28 protein-coding genes and 1 pseudogene are annotated in these 20,434 nt (G+C 37.8%); 2 read left to right on the forward strand and 27 right to left on the reverse strand.

Going from position 1 to position 20,434, the window contains the following annotated elements; all coding sequences use genetic code 11:
• The first annotated feature begins 173 nt into the window (after positions 1-173).
• A complete protein-coding gene (locus AB1630_03780; GenBank protein MEW6102929.1) occupies positions 174-554 on the forward strand; it encodes a transposase in 381 nt (126 codons plus the stop codon).
• Between the two features lie 215 nt (positions 555-769).
• Positions 770-1,081, forward strand: a complete 312-nt coding sequence (locus tag AB1630_03785) for a transposase (GenBank protein MEW6102930.1) — start codon at positions 770-772, stop codon at positions 1,079-1,081.
• A gap of 3 nt (positions 1,082-1,084) precedes the next feature.
• On the opposite strand, the gene AB1630_03790 is transcribed toward AB1630_03785, so the two are convergent.
• The 27 genes and pseudogenes from AB1630_03790 to AB1630_03920 all read right to left on the reverse strand — a co-directional run.
• Positions 1,085-1,210 (reverse strand): hypothetical protein, encoded by a 126-nt coding sequence (locus AB1630_03790; protein MEW6102931.1) that lies wholly within the window; start codon positions 1,208-1,210, stop codon positions 1,085-1,087.
• Between the two features lie 269 nt (positions 1,211-1,479).
• Positions 1,480-2,949, reverse strand: coding sequence for a hypothetical protein (locus tag AB1630_03795; protein MEW6102932.1), 1,470 nt, complete (start codon positions 2,947-2,949; stop codon positions 1,480-1,482).
• 199 nt (positions 2,950-3,148) lie between these two features.
• On the reverse strand, positions 3,149-4,360 hold the full coding sequence (locus tag AB1630_03800) for a glycosyltransferase (GenBank protein ID MEW6102933.1): 1,212 nt from the start codon (positions 4,358-4,360) through the stop codon (positions 3,149-3,151).
• The gene (locus AB1630_03805; GenBank protein MEW6102934.1) at positions 4,361-5,020 is read right to left on the reverse strand and encodes a DUF5752 family protein; all 660 of its coding nucleotides are present in this window, start codon (positions 5,018-5,020) and stop codon (positions 4,361-4,363) included.
• Positions 5,021-5,022: 2 nt separating this feature from the next.
• Positions 5,023-5,814: a trehalose-phosphatase gene (otsB, locus tag AB1630_03810; GenBank protein ID MEW6102935.1), complete on the reverse strand. Its 792-nt coding sequence runs from the start codon at positions 5,812-5,814 to the stop codon at positions 5,023-5,025.
• Between the two features lie 121 nt (positions 5,815-5,935).
• The gene (locus AB1630_03815) at positions 5,936-6,154 is read right to left on the reverse strand and encodes a type II toxin-antitoxin system mRNA interferase toxin, RelE/StbE family (protein MEW6102936.1); all 219 of its coding nucleotides are present in this window, start codon (positions 6,152-6,154) and stop codon (positions 5,936-5,938) included.
• Between the two features lie 10 nt (positions 6,155-6,164).
• The gene (locus AB1630_03820) at positions 6,165-6,326 is read right to left on the reverse strand and encodes a hypothetical protein (GenBank protein MEW6102937.1); all 162 of its coding nucleotides are present in this window, start codon (positions 6,324-6,326) and stop codon (positions 6,165-6,167) included.
• A gap of 374 nt (positions 6,327-6,700) precedes the next feature.
• Positions 6,701-6,913 carry a type II toxin-antitoxin system HicB family antitoxin gene (locus AB1630_03825; GenBank protein ID MEW6102938.1) on the reverse strand — a complete coding sequence of 71 codons (213 nt, stop codon included), beginning with the start codon at positions 6,911-6,913 and terminating at the stop codon, positions 6,701-6,703.
• Positions 6,913-7,041, reverse strand: a pseudogene (locus AB1630_03830) (type II toxin-antitoxin system HicA family toxin). The gene AB1630_03825 and the pseudogene AB1630_03830 overlap by 1 nt, the downstream one beginning before the upstream one ends.
• Positions 7,042-7,052: 11 nt before the next feature.
• Positions 7,053-7,298: a CopG family antitoxin gene (locus tag AB1630_03835; GenBank protein ID MEW6102939.1), complete on the reverse strand. Its 246-nt coding sequence runs from the start codon at positions 7,296-7,298 to the stop codon at positions 7,053-7,055.
• Positions 7,288-7,569, reverse strand: coding sequence for a BrnT family toxin (locus AB1630_03840; GenBank protein ID MEW6102940.1), 282 nt, complete (start codon positions 7,567-7,569; stop codon positions 7,288-7,290). Before AB1630_03840 ends, AB1630_03835 begins: the two co-directional genes overlap by 11 nt.
• Positions 7,570-7,810: 241 nt before the next feature.
• Entirely contained in the window at positions 7,811-8,416 is a 606-nt protein-coding gene (locus AB1630_03845; GenBank protein MEW6102941.1) for a transglutaminase family protein, read from the reverse strand.
• Between the two features lie 164 nt (positions 8,417-8,580).
• On the reverse strand, positions 8,581-8,946 hold the full coding sequence (locus tag AB1630_03850) for a hypothetical protein (protein MEW6102942.1): 366 nt from the start codon (positions 8,944-8,946) through the stop codon (positions 8,581-8,583).
• A 29-nt stretch (positions 8,947-8,975) separates the two neighbouring features.
• Positions 8,976-9,200 carry a hypothetical protein gene (locus tag AB1630_03855; GenBank protein MEW6102943.1) on the reverse strand — a complete coding sequence of 75 codons (225 nt, stop codon included), beginning with the start codon at positions 9,198-9,200 and terminating at the stop codon, positions 8,976-8,978.
• Between the two features lie 264 nt (positions 9,201-9,464).
• On the reverse strand, positions 9,465-11,702 hold the full coding sequence (locus AB1630_03860) for a trehalose-6-phosphate synthase (protein MEW6102944.1): 2,238 nt from the start codon (positions 11,700-11,702) through the stop codon (positions 9,465-9,467).
• A gap of 58 nt (positions 11,703-11,760) precedes the next feature.
• The gene (locus AB1630_03865; protein ID MEW6102945.1) at positions 11,761-12,063 is read right to left on the reverse strand and encodes a cytochrome c biogenesis protein CcdA; all 303 of its coding nucleotides are present in this window, start codon (positions 12,061-12,063) and stop codon (positions 11,761-11,763) included.
• A gap of 42 nt (positions 12,064-12,105) precedes the next feature.
• Positions 12,106-12,738: a TlpA disulfide reductase family protein gene (locus AB1630_03870; GenBank protein MEW6102946.1), complete on the reverse strand. Its 633-nt coding sequence runs from the start codon at positions 12,736-12,738 to the stop codon at positions 12,106-12,108.
• Between the two features lie 47 nt (positions 12,739-12,785).
• Positions 12,786-12,953: a DUF6132 family protein gene (locus AB1630_03875; GenBank protein ID MEW6102947.1), complete on the reverse strand. Its 168-nt coding sequence runs from the start codon at positions 12,951-12,953 to the stop codon at positions 12,786-12,788.
• A 27-nt stretch (positions 12,954-12,980) separates the two neighbouring features.
• The gene (locus AB1630_03880; GenBank protein MEW6102948.1) at positions 12,981-13,178 is read right to left on the reverse strand and encodes a hypothetical protein; all 198 of its coding nucleotides are present in this window, start codon (positions 13,176-13,178) and stop codon (positions 12,981-12,983) included.
• A gap of 71 nt (positions 13,179-13,249) precedes the next feature.
• Positions 13,250-14,602 (reverse strand): FAD-dependent oxidoreductase, encoded by a 1,353-nt coding sequence (locus AB1630_03885; protein MEW6102949.1) that lies wholly within the window; start codon positions 14,600-14,602, stop codon positions 13,250-13,252.
• Between the two features lie 33 nt (positions 14,603-14,635).
• On the reverse strand, positions 14,636-14,977 hold the full coding sequence (locus AB1630_03890; protein ID MEW6102950.1) for a thioredoxin family protein: 342 nt from the start codon (positions 14,975-14,977) through the stop codon (positions 14,636-14,638).
• Between the two features lie 311 nt (positions 14,978-15,288).
• Complete coding sequence (locus tag AB1630_03895; GenBank protein ID MEW6102951.1) at positions 15,289-16,320, reverse strand: putative manganese transporter; 1,032 nt, start codon at positions 16,318-16,320, stop codon at positions 15,289-15,291.
• 64 nt (positions 16,321-16,384) lie between these two features.
• The gene (locus AB1630_03900; protein MEW6102952.1) at positions 16,385-16,642 is read right to left on the reverse strand and encodes a hypothetical protein; all 258 of its coding nucleotides are present in this window, start codon (positions 16,640-16,642) and stop codon (positions 16,385-16,387) included.
• A 76-nt stretch (positions 16,643-16,718) separates the two neighbouring features.
• The gene (gene nrfD, locus AB1630_03905) at positions 16,719-17,678 is read right to left on the reverse strand and encodes an NrfD/PsrC family molybdoenzyme membrane anchor subunit (GenBank protein ID MEW6102953.1); all 960 of its coding nucleotides are present in this window, start codon (positions 17,676-17,678) and stop codon (positions 16,719-16,721) included.
• A gap of 2 nt (positions 17,679-17,680) precedes the next feature.
• A complete protein-coding gene (locus AB1630_03910) occupies positions 17,681-18,232 on the reverse strand; it encodes a 4Fe-4S dicluster domain-containing protein (protein ID MEW6102954.1) in 552 nt (183 codons plus the stop codon).
• Positions 18,232-18,720 carry a molecular chaperone TorD family protein gene (locus AB1630_03915; GenBank protein MEW6102955.1) on the reverse strand — a complete coding sequence of 163 codons (489 nt, stop codon included), beginning with the start codon at positions 18,718-18,720 and terminating at the stop codon, positions 18,232-18,234. Before AB1630_03915 ends, AB1630_03910 begins: the two co-directional genes overlap by 1 nt.
• Positions 18,717-20,434: molybdopterin-dependent oxidoreductase (locus AB1630_03920; protein MEW6102956.1), on the reverse strand; the 1,718-nt coding region annotated here is incomplete at its 5' end. The genes AB1630_03915 and AB1630_03920, both read right to left, overlap by 4 nt.

Genomic DNA, 20,434 nt, shown 5'->3' on the forward strand with positions numbered 1-20,434 from the left:
CATAAACCACCTCTACACATCCTTAGATGAGTATAATAATCGCTCTGCTCATCCATTTGAATGGTCTTTTACACGACACGCTATGCGTAACTGGTACTCGTGCAAAATTTGCCCACCGTGACACTAGAATCACCAAAGAACTAGCCCATCAAACAAGTGAACTATGCAAGGTGATGACAATAGACCCTGCAGCAACATTTGAATGCTTGCATTGGGAAACAATAAAGGAGATAGATAAGAGGGCAATAGAAAAGGCTCAAATGGAAAGGGATTTAGATGGAATAGATGTTTTAGGAATAGATGAGATTTCAGTTGGAAAGGGACATAACAACTATTTGCATATGATAAGTAGCCTTGAAGGATCTAATGGCCCTGAGGTTTTATATATAGGAGAAGGCAGAAAGGAGAAGGACTTAAAGCCATTCTGGAGGTGGTTTGGTAAAAGAAGGGCAAAAAAGATAGCCTATGGGGTTATGGATATGGCAAAAGGGTTTGCCAACAGCTTCCGTGCTCATTGTCCCTTAATAAAGATTATACATACAAGTTTCATGTAATAAGACATCTCCTTAATGCCCTAAATGAGGTTCGTAAAGCAGAATTTAAGAAGTATGAAGGAAGATGAAAGGACTCCCCTGCGGCAAGAAATTTATCCTTTTAAAGAGAATGGCTAATCTTAAGGGAAAACCAAGGGAAGCTCTTAAGGGTCTTCTTATGGTTAATCGCAGGCTCATCTATTGTCCCATCTTTTGAAAGAAATCTTTGGAAATCTATGTTATGGAGATACAAAGGCAATGCCCTTAAATTCTGGCATAATTGGAAGGAAAAGCTTAAATGGAGTAGACTTGAGCCTTACAAGAAATTTGCCAAAATGATAGACAGGCATATAGATGGGATTATTGCTTATTGTGAGAAAAAAGTTCCCCTTGGCTACATAGAGGGAACAAATCTTAAGGCAAAAAATATTATTAGAAGGGATGAGGCTATAGGGATAAGGAGTTCATTACTAAAGATTATTCAAGGATGTTCCTCTCTGGGTGTCTTTAAACCCTATCCATACCCTATCCACTATAATCCGGGATGAGCCTTAAATTAGATTTAATTTTGGTAGTTCTTCTTTCCAATTAAACAGAGGATCTTTCCAAAAAGTAAGATGGAATGCAGCGAGTGCTATATTTAAGATTCCTCCTATAACTAATAAGATTTCACTCATTTTTACCTCCTTTGGGCAATTTTAGCCCAGCTTTTAAGTAGACAAAAAGCTCTCTTTCATCTCTTTCCACATCTCCACCAGTAAATCAAAAGGCAAGGTAAAAGTCATCAATTCTTTAGGTAATTTTGCTCTTGAGCAAAGATATCGTGAAGTTCCCAAACCGCTTTTTTCTTTCCTTTTCGGCTATAGCGTAATGGCAAGGTAATAATCGAACTATCCTGGCACTGAGTTGGCCACACATGTAATAATGTAGATGAATTGACTATTAATTAAATTTCCATTTCCTTAATAAATTCAGGGGATATGAGTTCATGGGTTTCTACATTGACATAGAAATTTTGGATAAATGTCATATCCTCATCAAAGACGCTTATCACCCAGCAAATCTTTGCCGAAGATAGTAAGTCATTCCCCATCTCCTCTGGAAATTGTGAGGCTGGTAGATAGACATAAAAATATAATGGGCTTTCTTCCTCAATAGTCATAATCTGGCTTAACCCTTCCTGGGCTATTTTGATAATCTTTGAACAATCAAGCCAATCATCAAGTAATCTTTCAGGAGGGGTCTTGCCGTAAAAAGCTTCAGTCCTTTTTGCCCTAACCTTGTCCTTTGTAACCACCCATTCCACTTGTTTATCTTTTTCAGGCTGATAGTAAAAGCATCTCCATTCCTCTGCCTGACCATCTTTGCTCACCCCAGATTCACCACCACTATAAATGGCAAAAATGTAGGCTAAAGGATATTTCTTCACTGCATATTCATTGGCTAAAGACCTGGCTTCCCCAATGCTCAATAATGGTAGACTCACTGGTATACTAATCTCATTAATCTCATCAGGTTTTCTTCGTAGGAAAGTGAGTGGAATGGACAATACCTTGAGTGGAATGGAAAATACCTGAAATATCCCTACTGTAACTTCGGTAAACTGGAAGATAAATGGAAACTTTTCTGCAAAGGAATATTTTTCATTAATCGTTTTATGAAAAGCCCTTAAACCCCAAAGGGTTATCAATCCCCAGAGGATAGTCGTCCCGGGAATGCTTTTATATTTATATTTAATCAGGGTAATGATTGACCCTGCAATTAATAAAATATAACTAGCTGCATATCCAGTCAGGGCAAAATATTCTTTCATCTTCTCTCTTATTTCATACGGGATAGGAGATTTTTTCTTTCTTTCTTCTTTTTCAAGGTTTTTCCAATATTCAATACATATTGGTGGTATAATAAAGGCTACAATTAGTCCAAAGATAAACCCTCCACCTCCGTAACAAAGAGGCAGTAAAGAAAAACTCAGCAACAGGAACAAAGAAGTGTAGGCGTCTTCTAACTCTTTGATTATTTTAATAAAAGTGGGTCTTTCAGGAATAACCACCTCTTCTTTTAGAAAAGGGCTCTTAGGTTTTTTAAATAGTGAAAAAAGAATCCCACTTCCCCACACTGAGAAAAAAATTATCATCAATAAGAGCATACTCAAAGGAATCTTTGTCATTATTCCTACACCCAAAAACAATAGAATTATGACTACGACTACGATTACACCTGATAATTTTCCTGCAAAGAAAGGGTCTTCTTTTTTTAATAAGACATTAAACGCTCCTATAGTAAATACTATGCCAAAGGAAAATGACACAAGAAAGAATAGATCAAATCCTTCTTTGATGAATTTTGCTATAGCCACCAGCAGGCATCCCAATCCTACTATTAAAAATAAAATAGCCCCAATCTTTTCTTTCATTTTTTATCCCTCTTTCTTCACGAATTTGCTTGATGTAATTTTAGCCCATCTTTTAAGTAGACAAAAAGCTCTCTTCCATCTCTTTCCACATTGTAACAAGTATATCATAAGGCAAGGTAAAAGTCATCAATTCTTTAGGCTATCTCCTTACTACAAGGTTTTTCTCCAGACGCTCTTGAATGCACAAGGTTTGACCCCATTATAAATAAACAATATCTTCCTTATGATATAAAGAAAGAAAGAGCAGGATATAATCCCTTAAGTGCCTGGTGAGGAGAAAATTGTTTCTCATATGCTCTCTGCCATTTTCTCCTAATTTCCTGGCATATTCAGGGCTATTAAGCAGCTGTTTTATCGCAAAGGCAGCGCCTTCAATTGAATAGCAAAGTAATCCGGAATATTTGTGTTTTATCTGTAAAGGAATGCCGCCGACATTTGAAGCTACAACCGGCTTTGCTTTCCAAAGCGCTTCTGCTACGGTTAAACCAAATCCTTCCTTAAGAGACTTTTGAATAATTACATCTGATGCCCTTTGTAATGCATTTATCTCAATATCGTTGTGAGGCAAAAGCAAAATATGAATATCCTGCTCTTTCTTTGCCTTTTCGGAAACTTCCTCAAGAACTTTAATCCCCTCGGGGTCATCCCTTGCGGTTCCACCCGCCAAAATGAGTTGGCATTTGATATATCTTTTCACCTGTAAATACGCTTCAATTACGCCTAGAGGGTCTTTTAGACGGTCAAAACGGGATATCTGGGTAATAATCAACTTATCTTTTTTGATATTGTATTTTCTTAATACTGTATCTATTGTTTCCTGTGGTAATTCCTTGTTTTTATCGCTTAAAGGGTCTATAGAGGGAGAAATTAGAAATTGTCTGATTGGTAATTTCCGTGAGAAAGATGGAGCAGAAAACACGACTCCCTCATATTGTCTGATAAAATCCAAAAGAAATTCCCAAACCCTTTCATCAGGATTAGAGACATCAACATGACATCGCCAAAGCCATTTATTAGTGGTTTTCTTCTTTATTAAAGCAATTGGCTGCGGGTCATGGATGAAAACTATATCTCCATAGATATTAACATTTTTGATATTCTCCTGGCTTGTTTCCATAAATATCTCAAAATCCCTTTGGGTTATCTCTTCTGGCCTACCGTGTAAGGCATTGTGAAACTTCTTTGTTACTTCAAAGAACTGCTCACCGCCTTTTATGATGTCCCATCTAGTATCTACCCCCAATTCCTGCAATAAGAAAACCATGCGGTTCAGTATCTCGGCAACCCCACCGCCTACCGAAGTAGAATTTATATGCTGAATGACCTTACCTTTTAATCGCTCGCTTAGCAATCTTAAGTCGTCAATAATAGACTGTCCCACCAAAGGAATATATTCCTCTATTTTTGCCATTTATTTTTTAATTAGTTGAATGAGCGTTTTTCTTAAATCCTCTAAAGTGTGAGTGTAAGGGTCTAATCTTGAAATATTATCCGCCAATCTCTTATTGCCTAAAGAATTTTCTATCCAATTAGAAAAGTCATTAGTCGGTTTCTCAAGTCTAAGCCGTGCCTCAAAAATATGAAAATAAATAGAATCAATAGTAATTTTTTTTAAAATTTCCACAAATTCCTTTAAATCATAAGCTGTATAATTTGTCGGCAGAATAAAACTAACTGACTTGATAAAATGAAATTCTTCTTTGCTTCTGGCAAATTTTAATTTGGCAAGGGGGCTATCATTCAAATATTCCTCAATAGTTTGCGCAATCTTATCCCGCAAGCTGCGAATAGTTGGGTATTGTATCGTATCAATACTGGCAAGCTTTTCTCCCAGCTCATCCTCTCCGAGAGCCTCGGTTACCCAGTAAGCAAAATCATTTGGCGGCAGAGGAGAAAGATACTGATGCTGCTGCAAAAACTTATGGGTATGGTGATAAATGCAGGAACCAGGTACTTCCTTAATAAGGGTCAAAAGCTGATCTAAGGTAGCAGCTCTTAAGCCGGTCAGTTCCGATAAGTGCAATCTTGTGAAAAACCTAAATGGTTCTTTTGCTTTTATTAACTCTGACATAATTAATTATGGTGTATTTCCGAGATTAAATGCAAAAACCTGACTACTTCTTGCGTATTTCTCAAATAGTAATCTGCACCAGAAGTATGCGATTTTCCTACAAATATTGTTAACCCTTTTCTTTTTAATGCCTTAAAAGCTTCCTCATCGGTTGTATCATCACCGAGATAAATCGGTAAAATCCTCTTCTTGTCAAAAGAGAATTGCTTTCTGCTCAAAAGCCATAAAACAACCCTGCCCTTATCCCATTTAACCGCTGGTTTTATTTCATAAACCTTCTTTCCACAATCAACCTTTATTTTATCGGTATAGGAAGCTGTAACCTCAGAGATAATTTTCTCAAAAACAGGCATATCTTTTTTCCCAACTAGCCGATAATGAATACTTAAGGTCAATTCCTTATCCTCAATTAACACACCCTTTATCTTGGAAAGCCGTTTTCGCATATCATCAGCAATACGATGTATAACTGACTTTATTCTCAAAGAAACCCAGCTTTTAAATTTAATGCTCGGCCCTTCAATCTCCAAACCATGGTTACCAGCATAAATAATATCTTTTACTCCAACCGTATTTTTTATATCTTCCAATGACCTTCCGCTAATAATGCCTAAGGCATAATTTGACTTCTTTGATAATCTTTGCAATAATTCTTTGGTCTCTTTGGAAATAATTGCATCTTGAGGGGTTTCTACAATGGGAGTCAGTGTTCCATCGTAATCCAGCAAAAGTAATATAAAACGATTGCGTAGTAATTCTTCTATTTTGTTAAATTGGGTAAATAAATAATTCACATTTTAAGATTTTTGTATCTACTCACCTTCTCACCAAGTAATAAACCATATGAGATTTTTCTTCATATTTCAATCTTTGCAAATATCATGAGGTCCGATGTCTAAAAATAAAACCTCCTCGCTAGCTTAAGAAAATAAATTTTATTCTATAAAAATGGGTTATCCAGAATGCCCAACACCCTTTATTTTTTCCCGAGAGCTTATGGGTGTTTAATCGGGGGTCAAAAGGGTTTTCTCTAAAAATTTTTTCCTTCTCTTTTGCTTTTTCCTTAATCTGGTTTGGAAGTTTTTTGTAATGCTTTTCAAAAAGAGGTGAAACCTTAATTTCTCTGATTTTCATAAAAAAAGAATTAATCTAAATCAGCCAAAGATTTTATTGTTTTACACTTTTCTTCCCTGTATTCTTTTAATCCTTCTTCAACCAATTTATCCAGTTCAAGCGCCTCTTTTCCTTTTAAATAATAGGTTGGTATTGCTCTTTCACATAATCTTTGATATTCCTGTAAGGACAAAATTACAACCCCACCTTTTTTTGCACCCTTTCTTTTGAAATGGTTATTAAATTTTCACCCTTTCGATTAGCCATATAATTATTATATTTTTTTCAAATGATTATTGTCAATTCAAATCCCTTTATTGATATTACTATATCAAAATGCAACACTTAATTATAAATAAATACCAGGGACAGGCATCATTTTATTCTTTTTTTGGCCTTCGTAAATAGGCAATGCTTTAAGTTTCCTGCCTAATTGCTTCTCTAGCTTCTTTATAAAATTATCCTCTCCAATTAGATTACTGTCCCCCTTTATTCCCCTTTATTCATTCCTCTTTATTCATTCAGCTGTTGGTGGTCAGGTGCAGCGGTTAGTTAGGTGATTTTATACTATGCGTAAACGAGACGGCGACCTTTCGGTTCTGGTATAAAATCATTAAATTCCTTTGCCGTTTTTATCCAAAGTTGAATTGCATCTCTAACATTTTTTACTGCCGATTCATAGTTTTCTCCGTGCGCCATACATCCAGGAAGCTCTGGAACTTCTGCTATATAAGCATTATCTTCCTCACTCCAATATATTATTATCTCGTATCTATCCATCAATCTTGACCTCCTAATTTGTATTTCAATATCATATGCCGTACTTGTTTCACCTGATAGGATTTTGCTTTATTGCCATCTTTTTGTAAATTCGGGCGCTCTTCAATACCGGCTTTTCTAAATTTGTTAGACAAAAAACTTATACTCTATGCGTAAGTTTCTCTTGAATCCACAAATTAACTAATGTTTCTACAGATGCCCCCTGTTTTTTTGCTTGCTTTTCCAACTGAGTTAGCAAGTTACTTGCAATGGCAACAAAGGTGATTCGTTCTTCTGGTTTATACTCCAATTGTACTACATAAGAAGGATAATCTGCTACACTGTGACTATCCCAAAAATTTGAGGCTTCCTCAATAGTCATGTTATCAGGGATCTTATCTACCATATTGTTTACGCTCCTTTTTATCCATATCTCGTGCACTTATAACCAAGGCACGGCTACCAAGTTTGTGAATAAATATTACTGTTACATAACGGCCTGCATTAGTGCGCCCATACGCCGAATATACATTTTCACCCTCAATTTTCCCTTGTTCCAAAAATCGATATTGGGGTTTGTTAACAAATACCTGTTCTACCTCATCTTGAGTAATATGGTGCTTCTTTGCAAGTTTCTCTACGATTTTCTGTAGCCATATTATGCCACTAATTCTCATTGAAATATCTACTCATAGTTAATATTTTTGTCTAACGATAAAGTTCAGGTGCGGCGGGGAGAATTACCACAAAAGTTTGATAGCAAGATAAAACTTTGAGAGACCACAAAACTTTGACTACGGCATAGTCCCCCAGCGGTCAACTGCAACGCAGGGTTAGACAAAAGCTTTGATTCACTGTCTTTTCCTTTTTTCCTCTGCCTCAGCGAATTATTGTGCATTCTACATTCACGGTTTGACCCTAATATCTCCCCCAACGCTTGGTTAGCTCATGGATAATTTCAACATCTGGTAGATTTTCCCAAACTTGATTATAAGTTTTACTGTTTTGTAACAAATTAACAATTACAGGAAGTGGATCTGACCATACTTCTGGTAAATCAGCTTCACCTTCTAAGTTTATATGAAATGCTAAATGTTCTTTGGGAGGCTCAAATTGAGCATTTACGCCTTCTTTATTACCTCTTGGATCAACTCTATACCAACCTATCTTGGATAAATAAATTGCTGTTAATCCATGTAATACAAAAGGAGGACCATTATCATCGCGACTTAGCCTTTGATAACAAAAGCCAGAGGGAATTGAATTGGCCCGTAATAAGGCAACTAATAAATGGTTTTTTGCATAACAATACCCTGTGAGATGCTTTAAAACTTCAGATGCTTTACAAGTTACAGGATTTAGACAAAAATCACGGCTGTGTTTAATATTATCTCTTACCCATTCAAAGCAATGTTTAGAAATAGTATAGACATCTCCTCTTTGATTAGAGAATGCCTTTGCTTTTTCTAATATAGAGTGGTGCTTCCAATCAATTATCTCAGTTAATTTTAAATATTCATCCATATTTTTTGACCTAACCTATGATTATACTGCCTATTGGCAGTTTTATATTAGTGCATTATAAGTTAGGCTAGTTACAGAGTAGCATAAATAAAATATCCTGTCAAGAAAATTTTAGGAATATGGCTGTTAACTCCTTCTCTCTGTCTAATATTTGGTATAATACTTCAAACAGCTTCATATCTAAATTCTACCTCCTCTCTTTTTTCTCTAAAGATAATTTCCTCAAAGTGGTCAAAAATTCCCTTTCTTCCAAGAAGGTTAAATCCTACATTTAGCTTATCAGAAAAAGCAACAGGAGAGATGAACTTATGTTCTCCTATCTGCATCGGGAGGTTAAAGACATAGCCAGGGATAAAACTCCCATCTCCAACAATGAACATCTGTTTTCTTTCACTTTTGACTTCAAGTCCAAGGGCAAAGGCAAATTCAACATCAAAAATACTCATATATGCTCCAGAGTCTATATAAGCCTCAAGTTCAATTAAGGTTTTATTAGCACCGAAAAGGATTGCTGGAACTATAGGCATCATGCGAGATTTGTGTCTTTTATAGGGGAAGATTAGAGAATGCATTCTATTTCTTCTTCCTTTGGAATCGGTGATATTAAACAAACCTCTCCTGGAAATTTTTCCTTAGCCATCTTAAACATCTCTCTTACCTCATGCTTAGGACCAATACCCATCTTCTTCCCTTTAGCAATGACAATCCATTCACCACCATGGTTTTTTACCAATTCTTCAAAGTGGCTAGTAAAATATTCATCATTTAGGTCTTTATATCTCATTCTTTATTCCTCCCTTTTCTGCCTGCAATACAATAAGCAGAACTCATCATAGGTTTATGATACTACTTTTTTCCCTAAATGTCAATGTTTTTGTGCGACCTTTCTCACTAATTTTCATCCGCCAATTCTTTAAGATTAGATATACTGAAACAAAATTTGCATTTTGTGTTTTGCATTTTGCATTTATAAAGTAGTTTGGAAGAAAGAATTTTCCCCATATTTTTAAGTTTTTGTCTTATTGTTCACTTAAAAAACCTTAAGTAGTTACGATTTTTTAAGCGCCGTCAGTTCGGTAATAATATTACCTGCCCAGCGGTAGATATTATTTTCAGCAATAATCTTTCTCATATTATTCATCCGTTTCTTCTTCTCATTTACTGGCATTTCCAAAGTAAGCTTAATAGCCTCGGCAAATTCCTCAATGGCATAAGGGTTGAATTGGATAGCATCGGTTAATTCTCTTGCTGCACCGGTAAATTGGCTTAAGATAAGCGCACCAGCTAAATCTTTTTTGCTTGCTACATATTCTTTGGCAACAAGGTTCATCCCATCATGCAGGGAGCTGACAATACAGAAATCTGCCATTTTGTAAAAGGGCTTAATTTCTTCTGGGGAGAAATACCTTTTAAGGTAAATTATCGGCTTCCAGTTTCCCTCTGCATGCTTCCAGTTTTTCTTTTCTACTAACTCATCAATCTCTGACATAAGGTCGTGATAGCGTTTTATATGGACACGGCTGGGAGCAGCAAGCTGGACAAATACCACTTTCTTCTTATAATTTGGATATTTTTCAAAAAATCTATCAATCGCCAGCACCCTTTCAATGAGACCTTTTGTATAATCAATTCTATCCACGCCAACGCCAATAATTTTATCCTCTAAGTCAAAGTCTTTCTTTATCGTTTCTATTGCTTTTGTTAAATTACGCTCTTTAAAATCACCACTTACATATCCGTTAACACTGATTGGAAAAGCCTTTACAAAGGTTTCTTTATCCAGCCGGACAACGCTAAATTTCTCAATGTTCACTCTGGATTCAAGGAGTCGGTTTGCTGTGTCTAAGAAATTATTGCAATGGTTTTGCACATGGAAGCCAATCAAGTCACAGCCCAGCATTCCATCCAGGATTTCTTTTTGGTAAGGACAGATAGAAAATGCTTCCGCAGTAGGCCAGGGGATATGCCAGAATAAGGCAATCGTTGCATCAGGCCGTTTTTCTTTAATCATCCTGCCTAATAGCGTGAAATGGTAATCCTGAATAAACACAAAGGGATTCTTTGCCGGGAATTCCTCAAGGAGGCTGTTGGCAAATTTCTGATTTACCTTTTTATACACTTCCCAGTCCCCTTCTCTAAAAATAGGCCGGGTATGCGTATTATGGCAAAGAGGCCATAATCCTTCGTTGGCAAAGCCGTAATAATAGCCCTCCTCTTCCTCTTTGCTAAGCCATATTCGCTTAAGGATATAACGATTATCTTCGGGTGGCACGCCAAGTTTATCCTTTGAATTCACAAATTTTCTATCGGCATTGCCTCCTCCATGGGCTATCCATGTCCCTCCGCAGGCACATAGAATAGGGTGTAATGCGGTAACAACACCGCTTGCTGGCCTTATGCATTTGGTTATGCCTCTTGTTTCATCCAAAACATGCATATATGGCTCTCTATTTGAAACTACAAATAATGTATTTTCGCCCAATTTGGCATGAACTATATCCTTTAATTTAACCTCGGTCCAGGTTTCTTCCTTCTTTAAGCGCACTGAAGCCTCTTTGGAAATTGCCCTGCGTGCAACCCTAAGGTTCAATGCCACCTGTTCAACCTCGCTGGCAAGCTTACCCAGTTCTCCTTTTTCTTTAATAGGATGTGCTTTGTCTGTTTCGCCCTTCTGAAAATGCTTAAACCATTCGGTAAGATTGATAATCGGCAGAATAAATATGCGCCTTTGAATTAAAAGCATAATTAAGACAATTATTACCAATAAACTTACCAAAGAAATGCTGAAGCGCTTCCATAAGGAGGTTAATGTGGTAAAAACATAAGATGTATCATAGATAACCTCTGCCATACCTAAAACATTATTTTCTTCATCCATTACAGGCAGGATATAACTATATACAGAAGATTCTCTGAAATCCTCCAGAGCTCCCCGAGCGGTTTTATTAGTGAGCACCTCTGTAATATATGGCTTTGGTTTATCCTTGTAGTCAGAAATTCTGTCAGTAATGGCTAAAACTTCGCCATCTTTGTCATAAATTACGCAGCCTTGGAGCCTTTCTCTTTTCTGGAAACTTTCAACCAAGCGATTGATTGATCTTAAATCATTATTAATAAGAAATGTTCTGGCGGAAAACTCTAAGGTTTCATCAATGGCTTTGGCTTTCTTTTGGAGGTCATCCATCAATTTTTCTTGGGTAAAACGAACCTGCATAATGCCGAATATCGTAAAGCCAATAGCAACAATAAGCAAAATCGGCAAGATAAATAAAAGAATTCTCTTCATTTATTTAACTGATAACTCCTTGAATAATTGCGATGTTTGTCTTTTTTAGTTTTAAATTTTAAGTTTTTTCCTGCCATCTCTTATTTTTTGCTCTTTGCATAATAAAGATGATTACTACTATCCCTAAAATTAAGCGAATTATCCCTTTATTGCCTAAGATGAATCTGCCAATATAGGTGGCAGAAGCCCCTAATAAGACAAAGATGGATGAAAAGCCTAAGATGAATAGAACAGTGGCGATTAAGGTCTCCTTCAAACCCTTTCTTCCCTCAGAGGCTTGCAACTTGTCTACTGATAGCCCAGAGATAAAGGAGATATAGGCAGGGACAAGAGGCAGGACACAAGGGGAGAGGAATGACAATAGCCCGGCTCAAAAAGGCAATGAGTAAAGAGACATCATCCATCACTCTTTGAGGAGAGAATCTATTTCTTTCTCAAATACCTCTTTAGAACGATAACCTACAATCTTTGTTTCTATATTGCCTTCTCTGTCTATTATAAAAGTGGTTGGTATCCCTCTTATTCCACCAAAATCCTCTGTTACCTTTTGATTTCCCATAACAATAGGGTAGTTTATTCCCATCTTTTCTTTGAACTGCCTAACATTATCTGGGCTTTCGTCAAGACTAAGGCCTATGATCAGAAGCCCTTTATCCTTGTATTGGCTGTATAGCTGGATAAAATCAGGGATCTCCATCCTGCAGGGTGGGCACCAGGTTGCCCAAAAATCCAAGATTATCACCTTACCACTGAGTTCAGAAAGGGTTAAGGTTTCTCCATCTATGGTGGGTAAGGTAAAATCAGGTCCATTCCATATCTTTGCTTGATTTGAGGGTTCTTTCTCAGCCACCTGCTTCTCAGGTATCTGCTTCTCTTCAGCCATTTGTTTCTTCTCAGCCACTTGCTCCTTCTCAGCCACCTGCTTCTCAGCTATCTGCTGCTTCTCAGTTACCTGCTTCTCTTCGGGCTGGCTTTCCTTTTTCCCACAACAGCTGACCAAGATCAGAAGCCCGATCACTAACAATAATCTTTTCATCTTTACCACCTTAAACCTCTCCCTCCTCTTAAAACTTAAGAATCATTTTATCTTGTCATAAGAGCAATTATTGCTCCTATAATCGCACCATATATTGCCCCACTAAATGGATTGCTGGTCAAAGGGCAAGTTCCAGATGAGCACTTGCCAAAGTATCCGATGATACCCCCAATACCTGCACCAATAATAGCTCCCAGGATAATTCTTCCAATCATAACAATCTTCCTTTTATCTCATATATTCTACATCTTGGGGTAACATAAGTCAAGTAAAAGTAAATATACTAAAAAGCAATTGGTTTTCCAGTAATCATTATAATAAATCCCAATGCCCAAATCCAAATGTCCAACAAATGTCTCATATTCAATGTCCAATTTTGTCATTGGGATTTGGACATTGGACATTTTAGTTCGTGCTTTGGATTTAGTGCTTTCTTTCATTTTAACTTCCTTTCCTGTTCTCGTCTACCTGAACACATACCATCATAAAATACGCCACTTTATTTACCATTTTATCCTCCAACCATCTTTTCCACTGCCCTTTTAAATGCATCTGGGGAGGAAGAAAGTGATGGTGTGTAGCATCTCTCTTGATAAAGGATATCTTTTAATTTAACCTTAGCATTAATCAGGGCGGTTATTTCATTAATCACACCCTTTGTATCCTCCTCTGAGATAACCTGTGCTCCAATCAACCTGTCTTCTATGGCAAACAGCTTTACCACCATTTCCTTACATTCAGGATAATATCCCTCTCTTGTCCTGCCGGTTACCTTCTTTGTAATTGGTTTAATCCCTATCCTTTGTGCCTCAAGGCCTGTAATTCCCACCGAACCAATCTCAAGCCCTCCAATAAAGGTAATAGATGGAGAAAGGGAATCTAATACTCCTTGTGGATTTTCTCCCAGGATACTTTCTGTAGCTACCCTTGCCTGCAAAACAGCAGGTTCAATCAAAGGACAAAGGCATAGGCTTCCTGTAATCTTATCTCTTACTTCTATGCAGTCTCCAAGGGCATAGACATTAGAAAGAAACCTTCCATTTGCTCTAACATGCAGGGTATCATCTACCACAATACCACCGGTTGTGCCAATATCAATACCCGCTTCTCTGGCTAAATCTACATTGGGCATGATTCCTGCCGCCAAAAGGACCAAATCTGCTTTTATCTCTTCTTCTTTGATACTGACAGATTCGACCTCTTTTTCTCCATTTATGGCTTTAACCTTTTTTTGTGTAAAAATTGAAACCCCTAGATCTTCAAGCCGTTGCTCCACAATCTTTGCCATATCTTGATCAAGTAACTGATGCAAGACATAAGGCTTAAGCTCAACTATAGTAGTCTTTATCCCTCTTTTTATAAAGCCGGTGGCAACCTCCAATCCTATAAATCCACCACCAATGATTACCGCCTCCCTTGTCTTCTCTATGGCTTTATATAATTTAATTCCATCATTAAAATCTATCAGGGTGAAGACCCCATCAAGTTCAATGCCTGGTATCTTAAGTCTGAAAGGTTTCCTTCCCGTAGCAAGGACAAGCACATCGTAGCCTAGGATATCCCCCTCTTTGAAAAAGACATTGTTATTTGTCCTATCAATCAGGGTAACTTCCTTTCCAAATTTAAGCTTGACGCCACGGCTTTCTAACTTCTTATCAAAACCGGGGAAAAGCAGATTCTCGGGCTTTTCTACATCACCTGCCAAGACATAGGGCATACCACATGGGGAATAGGATGGATGGGTTTCTCTTTTGATAAGATAAACCTCAAAATTTTCTCCCTCCCTTCTTGAAAGTTCTCTGGCTACATTCCTGCCTGCAACCCCTCCACCAATGATTATCACCCTTTTTTTATCCTTCATCATCAAGCTCTACAATCCCTTTTACAAAAGCCGAAGTTATACAAAAACCTCATTGATGATGTCCTTTATTTGCTCTGCTGACTGAATGCTGGTAGTTGCCTTCACTACCCTGCCATTACAGTAATAAACAGTGAATGGTAGCCCCATAAATCCCCGACACTCTGGTAAATTCTTGATTACTTTAGCAGCAGGAATGTCAAAGTCCATATCCCGAAACTGAATATCAGGGTATTTTTCCTGTAAAACTTTCAGAATGTTGTATACTGGGATACACATCGGTCCCATCCTTCCGCAACATACAACAACCTTTTCATTATTCTCAATCAAGTCTTTAAGTTCTTCTTCGGTCTCAATATGAATTAAGTTAGTCTGAAGCATTTAATTTACCTCCTTATTCTTCTCTATTCTACATTCTATCATTTTCCTACCACTTTTTCAATAGAGCCAGAAATCGCTTTGTTTAATTGTGTGTTTAGCGAAGCTAAACACGTACTCACAGATCGTATTTTCCTTTTTGCTGGTTACTCCAACCAAAAGGTCAAACTCTCTTTTACACTCCTCACAAATATAAGTGTAGATTGGCATTTTACTTCACCTCCCTTAATAACAGTTTTTCCGCTGCATTTACAATTTTTGCCTTCTTGCAAAGGATATGGTCTGGGTACTTCTTTATAGGCAAAACAGCCATTTTATAAACCTATTGCATAAAGGATCAAGCCACACATCAGGCCAATTAAGAGGTTAATCAACTTTATCAATAAAGAATCCCTTATGGTATAAGACAAGAGTGGCAGCATCCCATGTCCATCCTGAACTATAGAACTTGCCAGCAACACCGAAAAAGGAATAACCCCTTGAGCAAACATCATCACAAAGATAAGATGTGGCCCAGACTCAGGCACTATTCCTATTAAAGAGGCAATAAGCAATACCCAAAACATATGTGCTTTAACAAAGGCTTCTAAGTTCCAGAATTTAAGTCCTATATCTACCACTAAGAGGGCAAAGAAGCTCCACAGAAATACCCGCCACATATGTTTTTTGACAATGTGAGTCCAGATATGGTGTTCTAAATAATGGTCAGAGACGGTAATTACAATAAATATAGCCAATGAAAATAAGGATATAAATGTAGTTCTCTCCCAATTCCAATTGGCTGGACCAATAATTCCTCCGGCAAAACCAAAGATAAAGAGAGCAAGTAGAGCTATTAAAAGAAATCTTACCAAAGTAATCTTTCTAAAATTTTCAAGTATTCCTTTTATCCCAAGGATTTTACATCCCTCTTCTTCTAAGTGTAACTCAGAGAGTTCGCAGATCTTGGATGGTTTAATCCTCAGAATGGGTGCTATCTTATCAATTACCCAGGCAGATACAATTCCTAAAATAAAGAGAATACCAAATAAGATTAAGGCTTGTTTAGGAAAGATTGCAAGCATCACAAAGGCCTCATCGCCGCAGGTAGCAATCATACTGCCAGTAATAGCCCCGAAGCTCAAAAGTCCATGGACATAGAAGGAAACATTCATAAATTCACCCAGACAGCCTGGTGTTGAGGCCAATGCTGAGGCTATTACATACTGTCTCCAATAACCACCCTTTAACCCAGAACTCATCTTGCCCTGTGTTAAGACCTCAATATAATCCACTAGCATCATCATCACAAAGACAAAGGCAGTGATCATCAAGGCATGATTTAGATTATGGGTTAGTATCTCCATTTTATATCCGATTTTTGATCTTTAAAGCCACGGATTAACTGTGGCTAATAAATTCACGAAGAATTTAAGGTTTTCCCCCCTTTTTAAATCTTCCTCCTGTCTTCATCGGGTCATCAGGATAACCTAATGCCTTAAAGTCAAGGGTCTTGCCACCGAAATGGCAGGCAGCACATTGTAAGGCCTTTTCTTTGGGACAAACCTCGTGGTGAATCCCAGAATACATCTCACAAGCCACAAATGTATATGTGCCACTATATTCTTGGCCTGCTGCCTTAGCCCCTTTTAGAAATTTTATTTTTCTATTTCCTAGATTAACATATATCTAAAAACCTTGTCAACCTAATTTACTTGTTTTTTTGCGATTAGGTTAAATTAAGGTGAGAGTATTAAAAGTGTGGTTAAACTGACTGACCAGCGAAAATGATGACACATCTTAAAATAAATCCACCTATCAGAACTCCAATAGCAGCAATGATTGCCGGCATAGCTTTATGATTCTTTACTTTTCTATAATATGCAGGAAGGAAGCCATAAAGTTCTAATAAGAATGGTATCAGAAGCCCAATAAGAACCACCCCAATCCAGACCCAGAGATAATAACCACCAGTAAAAAACACTCCAATAGCCTTAGCTCCTATATGAGCAATAATCTGCCAGCCAAGATATACACAGCCTAAAATAAAAATTTCTAAGCCTATTAAAAGAGCGTCAAGTAGTCCAAGAACTCCTAAGGCATGTCTTTCCTCACTATCCTTACTTCCAAAAAAGTAAGTGACCAGAATCAGTAATGCCATGCCGGTAGAGACTGCAGAGACATGGAATAGTAAAGGCATCAAGGGAGTACTCCAGAGGGGATTAAATGCACAGGCAGAGATTAAAACGCCAGTATATAGTCCTAATGCAGCTCCGGCAAAGAGTCCTATTACTCCTATCGGCCATCTGATTATCTTTCCTTCTTTAATTATCCAATTCAAAAGTTTACCTGCCAGATTACTACCAAATTTTTCTGCAAACCCCTTTGCCATCTTGGTTGTATCTGCCCACCACAAAAAGGCATAAGCAGTAGAGAGTACTCCAAATATGTTTAAAAATATCACACCTAAAGACATTACAGAAGTTAGGTTGAAATAGATAAGTAGATGCCAAAATCGAAGCGGTCTACCCAGGTCAAAGATAAGACATAGAGTTCCTACTAATAGAGGAAAAGGAGCAATCCAAGCGCCAAATCGGGCAATATTCTGATATGCCTCTTTACGAGATAAGTCCGCCAAGATAGAGACAATGAATATCCCTCCAGAGATACCACCAAGAAATAGATAAATCGGGATTAATATACCCCATGTAAATTCTTTTTCCATTATTAACACCTCCTATTTGGGATATAAGTAACTGCTGGTCTGTTGCCATACTCACAGTGGAAGATAACCGCTCCAGTTGCCTTAGCTTTTGATACCTCACTTTTAGGATCATTCAGGTCTCCAAAGATTAATGCTTTACCCATACAGTTTTGAACACAGGCAGGTTTAAGCCCCTTTTCCAGCCGGTGTACACAGAAGGTACATTTATCTGCCAAGCCTGTATTCTTGTTGAGATATCTTGCTTTATATGGACAGGCCAGAATACAATATTTACAGCCAACACACCGATCTTTGTTGATCAAAACAACACCATCTTTATTTTGATATGAAGCCTTTACCGGACACACTTTAATGCAAATAGCATTCTCACAATGCATACAGGCCACCTTTCTAAGGGTCAATGAGAAATTAGGAAATTCCCCTTCACATTCTTCCTCTATTCTTGTTCTGCTTTCCCAGTCTGCTACATCATTCTCTGCCTTACAGGCGACTGTGCAGGCATTACAGCCAATGCATCGTGAAAGATCTATCACCATCCCATATCTTTTAGCCATTATTTATATCCTCTTATATCCTCCATAAAAAAGTCTCTTGCTGTAATAGTTATATCTTTATAAAATTGTAGCTTAGTATTTTTTATTACCCGTTCAAAAAAAGTTGGAGCCCAAGATAAAAAATAACTCCTTCTAAACTCTTCTTCTTGCTGCTTTTTCCCTTGAGTCCAAAGATATGCCATAAACTCAAGCTCTGAACAGATATAGTCTGGGGGTTCTTTAAACTGAGCATTCAACCCAAGCCCTGCTTTCTCATATTCTGCTAAGACCTGCATGGTTGAAGGGCCCATCAGCCTCCCATCTATATATACCGAGCCATAAGGAGGAGCAATCATCTTTGGATAACCGTTAATGAAAAGCCTGGTGTATTCTATACAGAGTTCATCCAATGAATAATCTTCACCTAATCTCCTAAGCAGAACCTCATCTGGATACAAAAAGCATCTTGAAATCCCCAGGTATATCTGCACTCGTTCATTTGCCATCATGCCTTTACCACCTCTACAAATGTATCATGAAATGCTGAGCCACCGGTAATGTCTGCTTTAGCACTTTCTATTACCGCTGCTTGAGAGCCACCCTTATTATAAGCTAACTTCAAGCCAGGTGAAAAATGACCAAACCCCATCACCATAGAAACACAATCCGGCCGGATGCGGTCTGTTACTTTGAGTTTGATTTTTGTTCTGCCTACCTTACTCTTTACCCATACATAATCACCGTTTCTTAATCCCTTAGCCTTAGCTACCTTGGGATTCATCCAGAGCTCGTTCTCTGGATATATTTCATGAAGCCACTGATTATTCTGAGTCATAGAATATGAATGCACTGAGTGTCTCGAAGTAAGCAGCCTAAATCGTCCAGCGGGAGGTTGTGGATTAACCTTATAAACTGGTAATGGATGATGGCCTTTCTTTTCAAGAATATTTGAATATAGCTCTATTTTGCCCGAAGGGGTGTTAAACTTAAGCTCCTTTCCTCTACGGTATGGAGAGAAGCCATTTTTTGGTTTAAAAACACCATTTTCCTTAAGATAGTTTGCATCAATGCCAAATGGTTTTACCTGGAAATTGATAACATCGGTAACATCTCTATATTTAAAATACTCTCCTATCCCCAATCTTTCTGCCAGTTGCTTAAATATCCACCAACTCGGCTTAGAATCAAACATAGGTTTTATCGCTTGTTGACGCAAGGCTACAAATGGGGTTGGGTAGGGTTCACTTGTCTGAACTGGGTCTGTACGCTCAAGATAAGTACATTCTGGAAGTACAACATCAGAAAATAGAGCTGTCTCTGAAAGTAAAACATCTATGGTCAAGGCAAAATCAAGCTTTTTGAAAACCTCTATTGTTCTATTTGTATCTGGCATATTGAGCATGGGGTTCATCCGAATATTCACCCAACCCTTAATAGGATATGGTTTTTCAAAATAGGCATTATCTCTTGCATTTTGGAGCAAGCCTTCTTCAGGAGTCCACATATATTTTGAAACTTCATCTATTCTGGGAATAGACGGCATGTGTGGGTGATGTTCTGAGGTGCCTAATTCAATCTTCTTCTTAAGGAAGATTCCACCAGGTGCTCCCCAGTTACCGGCTAATACATTCAGGATGTGAATTGCCCTGCGAATCTGAACATCATTCTTATGCCAGGTGGTTCTCCAGCCAGGATGAACTAAGGCACTTGGGGCAGCTTGGGCAAACTCTCTTGCCACTTCTCTAATCACTCCGGCACCAATGTCGCACTCCTTCTCAGCCCATTCTGGAGTATATTCTTGAATGAATGCATGAAGCTCATCAAACCCAAATGTATTCTCTTGGACAAATTTCTTCTGATAAAGTTCCTCATTTATGATGACATTAATCAGAGAAAGTAGAAGCGCTAAATCCGTCCCAGCTCTTATCGGAAGCCATCTTTTTGCCTTTGATGAAGTCACATTAAAACGGGGGTCTACATACACCATCTTTGCCCCGTTTGATAATGCCTCAATTAACCATTGGGTATGAATATTTTCGAGACTCTCTAAGATATTATGTCCAAGAATGATGATGTATTTACAGTTTTTAATATCAAGCCCAGGATGCAAAAATAATGGAGTACCGTAGGTAACCTTTTCTGCAATGATTCTGGAGATAGCACAAAGGCTTAAGTTTGTAACCAGATTCGGGCTGCCAAAGCCGTAAGCTAAATTGTGATAAA

The organism is bacterium (genome assembly GCA_040753555.1).
Taxonomy (GTDB): Bacteria; UBA9089; UBA9088; order UBA9088; family UBA9088; genus JBFLYE01.

Coding starts and splice junctions, on each gene's coding strand:
- AB1630_03910 (MEW6102954.1), bottom strand. CDS start 18,232: ATGGCTAAAAGATATGGGATGGTGATAGATCTTTCACGATGCATTGGC.
- AB1630_03795 (MEW6102932.1), bottom strand. CDS start 2,949: ATGAAAGAAAAGATTGGGGCTATTTTATTTTTAATAGTAGGATTGGGA.
- AB1630_03875 (MEW6102947.1), bottom strand. CDS start 12,953: ATGATTGGAAGAATTATCCTGGGAGCTATTATTGGTGCAGGTATTGGG.
- AB1630_03855 (MEW6102943.1), bottom strand. CDS start 9,200: ATGAGATATAAAGACCTAAATGATGAATATTTTACTAGCCACTTTGAA.
- AB1630_03800 (MEW6102933.1), bottom strand. CDS start 4,360: ATGGCAAAAATAGAGGAATATATTCCTTTGGTGGGACAGTCTATTATT.
- nrfD (MEW6102953.1), bottom strand. CDS start 17,678: ATGGAAAAAGAATTTACATGGGGTATATTAATCCCGATTTATCTATTT.
- AB1630_03840 (MEW6102940.1), bottom strand. CDS start 7,569: ATGAGAATTAGTGGCATAATATGGCTACAGAAAATCGTAGAGAAACTT.
- AB1630_03880 (MEW6102948.1), bottom strand. CDS start 13,178: ATGAAAGAAAGCACTAAATCCAAAGCACGAACTAAAATGTCCAATGTC.
- AB1630_03835 (MEW6102939.1), bottom strand. CDS start 7,298: ATGGTAGATAAGATCCCTGATAACATGACTATTGAGGAAGCCTCAAAT.
- AB1630_03850 (MEW6102942.1), bottom strand. CDS start 8,946: ATGATGCCTATAGTTCCAGCAATCCTTTTCGGTGCTAATAAAACCTTA.
- AB1630_03915 (MEW6102955.1), bottom strand. CDS start 18,720: ATGATGGCAAATGAACGAGTGCAGATATACCTGGGGATTTCAAGATGC.
- AB1630_03845 (MEW6102941.1), bottom strand. CDS start 8,416: ATGGATGAATATTTAAAATTAACTGAGATAATTGATTGGAAGCACCAC.
- AB1630_03790 (MEW6102931.1), bottom strand. CDS start 1,210: ATGAGTGAAATCTTATTAGTTATAGGAGGAATCTTAAATATAGCACTC.
- AB1630_03890 (MEW6102950.1), bottom strand. CDS start 14,977: ATGCTTCAGACTAACTTAATTCATATTGAGACCGAAGAAGAACTTAAA.
- AB1630_03870 (MEW6102946.1), bottom strand. CDS start 12,738: ATGAAAAGATTATTGTTAGTGATCGGGCTTCTGATCTTGGTCAGCTGT.
- AB1630_03885 (MEW6102949.1), bottom strand. CDS start 14,602: ATGATGAAGGATAAAAAAAGGGTGATAATCATTGGTGGAGGGGTTGCA.
- AB1630_03825 (MEW6102938.1), bottom strand. CDS start 6,913: ATGGATAGATACGAGATAATAATATATTGGAGTGAGGAAGATAATGCT.
- AB1630_03780 (MEW6102929.1), top strand. CDS start 174: ATGACAATAGACCCTGCAGCAACATTTGAATGCTTGCATTGGGAAACA.
- AB1630_03895 (MEW6102951.1), bottom strand. CDS start 16,320: ATGGAGATACTAACCCATAATCTAAATCATGCCTTGATGATCACTGCC.
- AB1630_03805 (MEW6102934.1), bottom strand. CDS start 5,020: ATGTCAGAGTTAATAAAAGCAAAAGAACCATTTAGGTTTTTCACAAGA.
- AB1630_03815 (MEW6102936.1), bottom strand. CDS start 6,154: ATGAAAATCAGAGAAATTAAGGTTTCACCTCTTTTTGAAAAGCATTAC.
- AB1630_03860 (MEW6102944.1), bottom strand. CDS start 11,702: ATGAAGAGAATTCTTTTATTTATCTTGCCGATTTTGCTTATTGTTGCT.
- AB1630_03785 (MEW6102930.1), top strand. CDS start 770: ATGTTATGGAGATACAAAGGCAATGCCCTTAAATTCTGGCATAATTGG.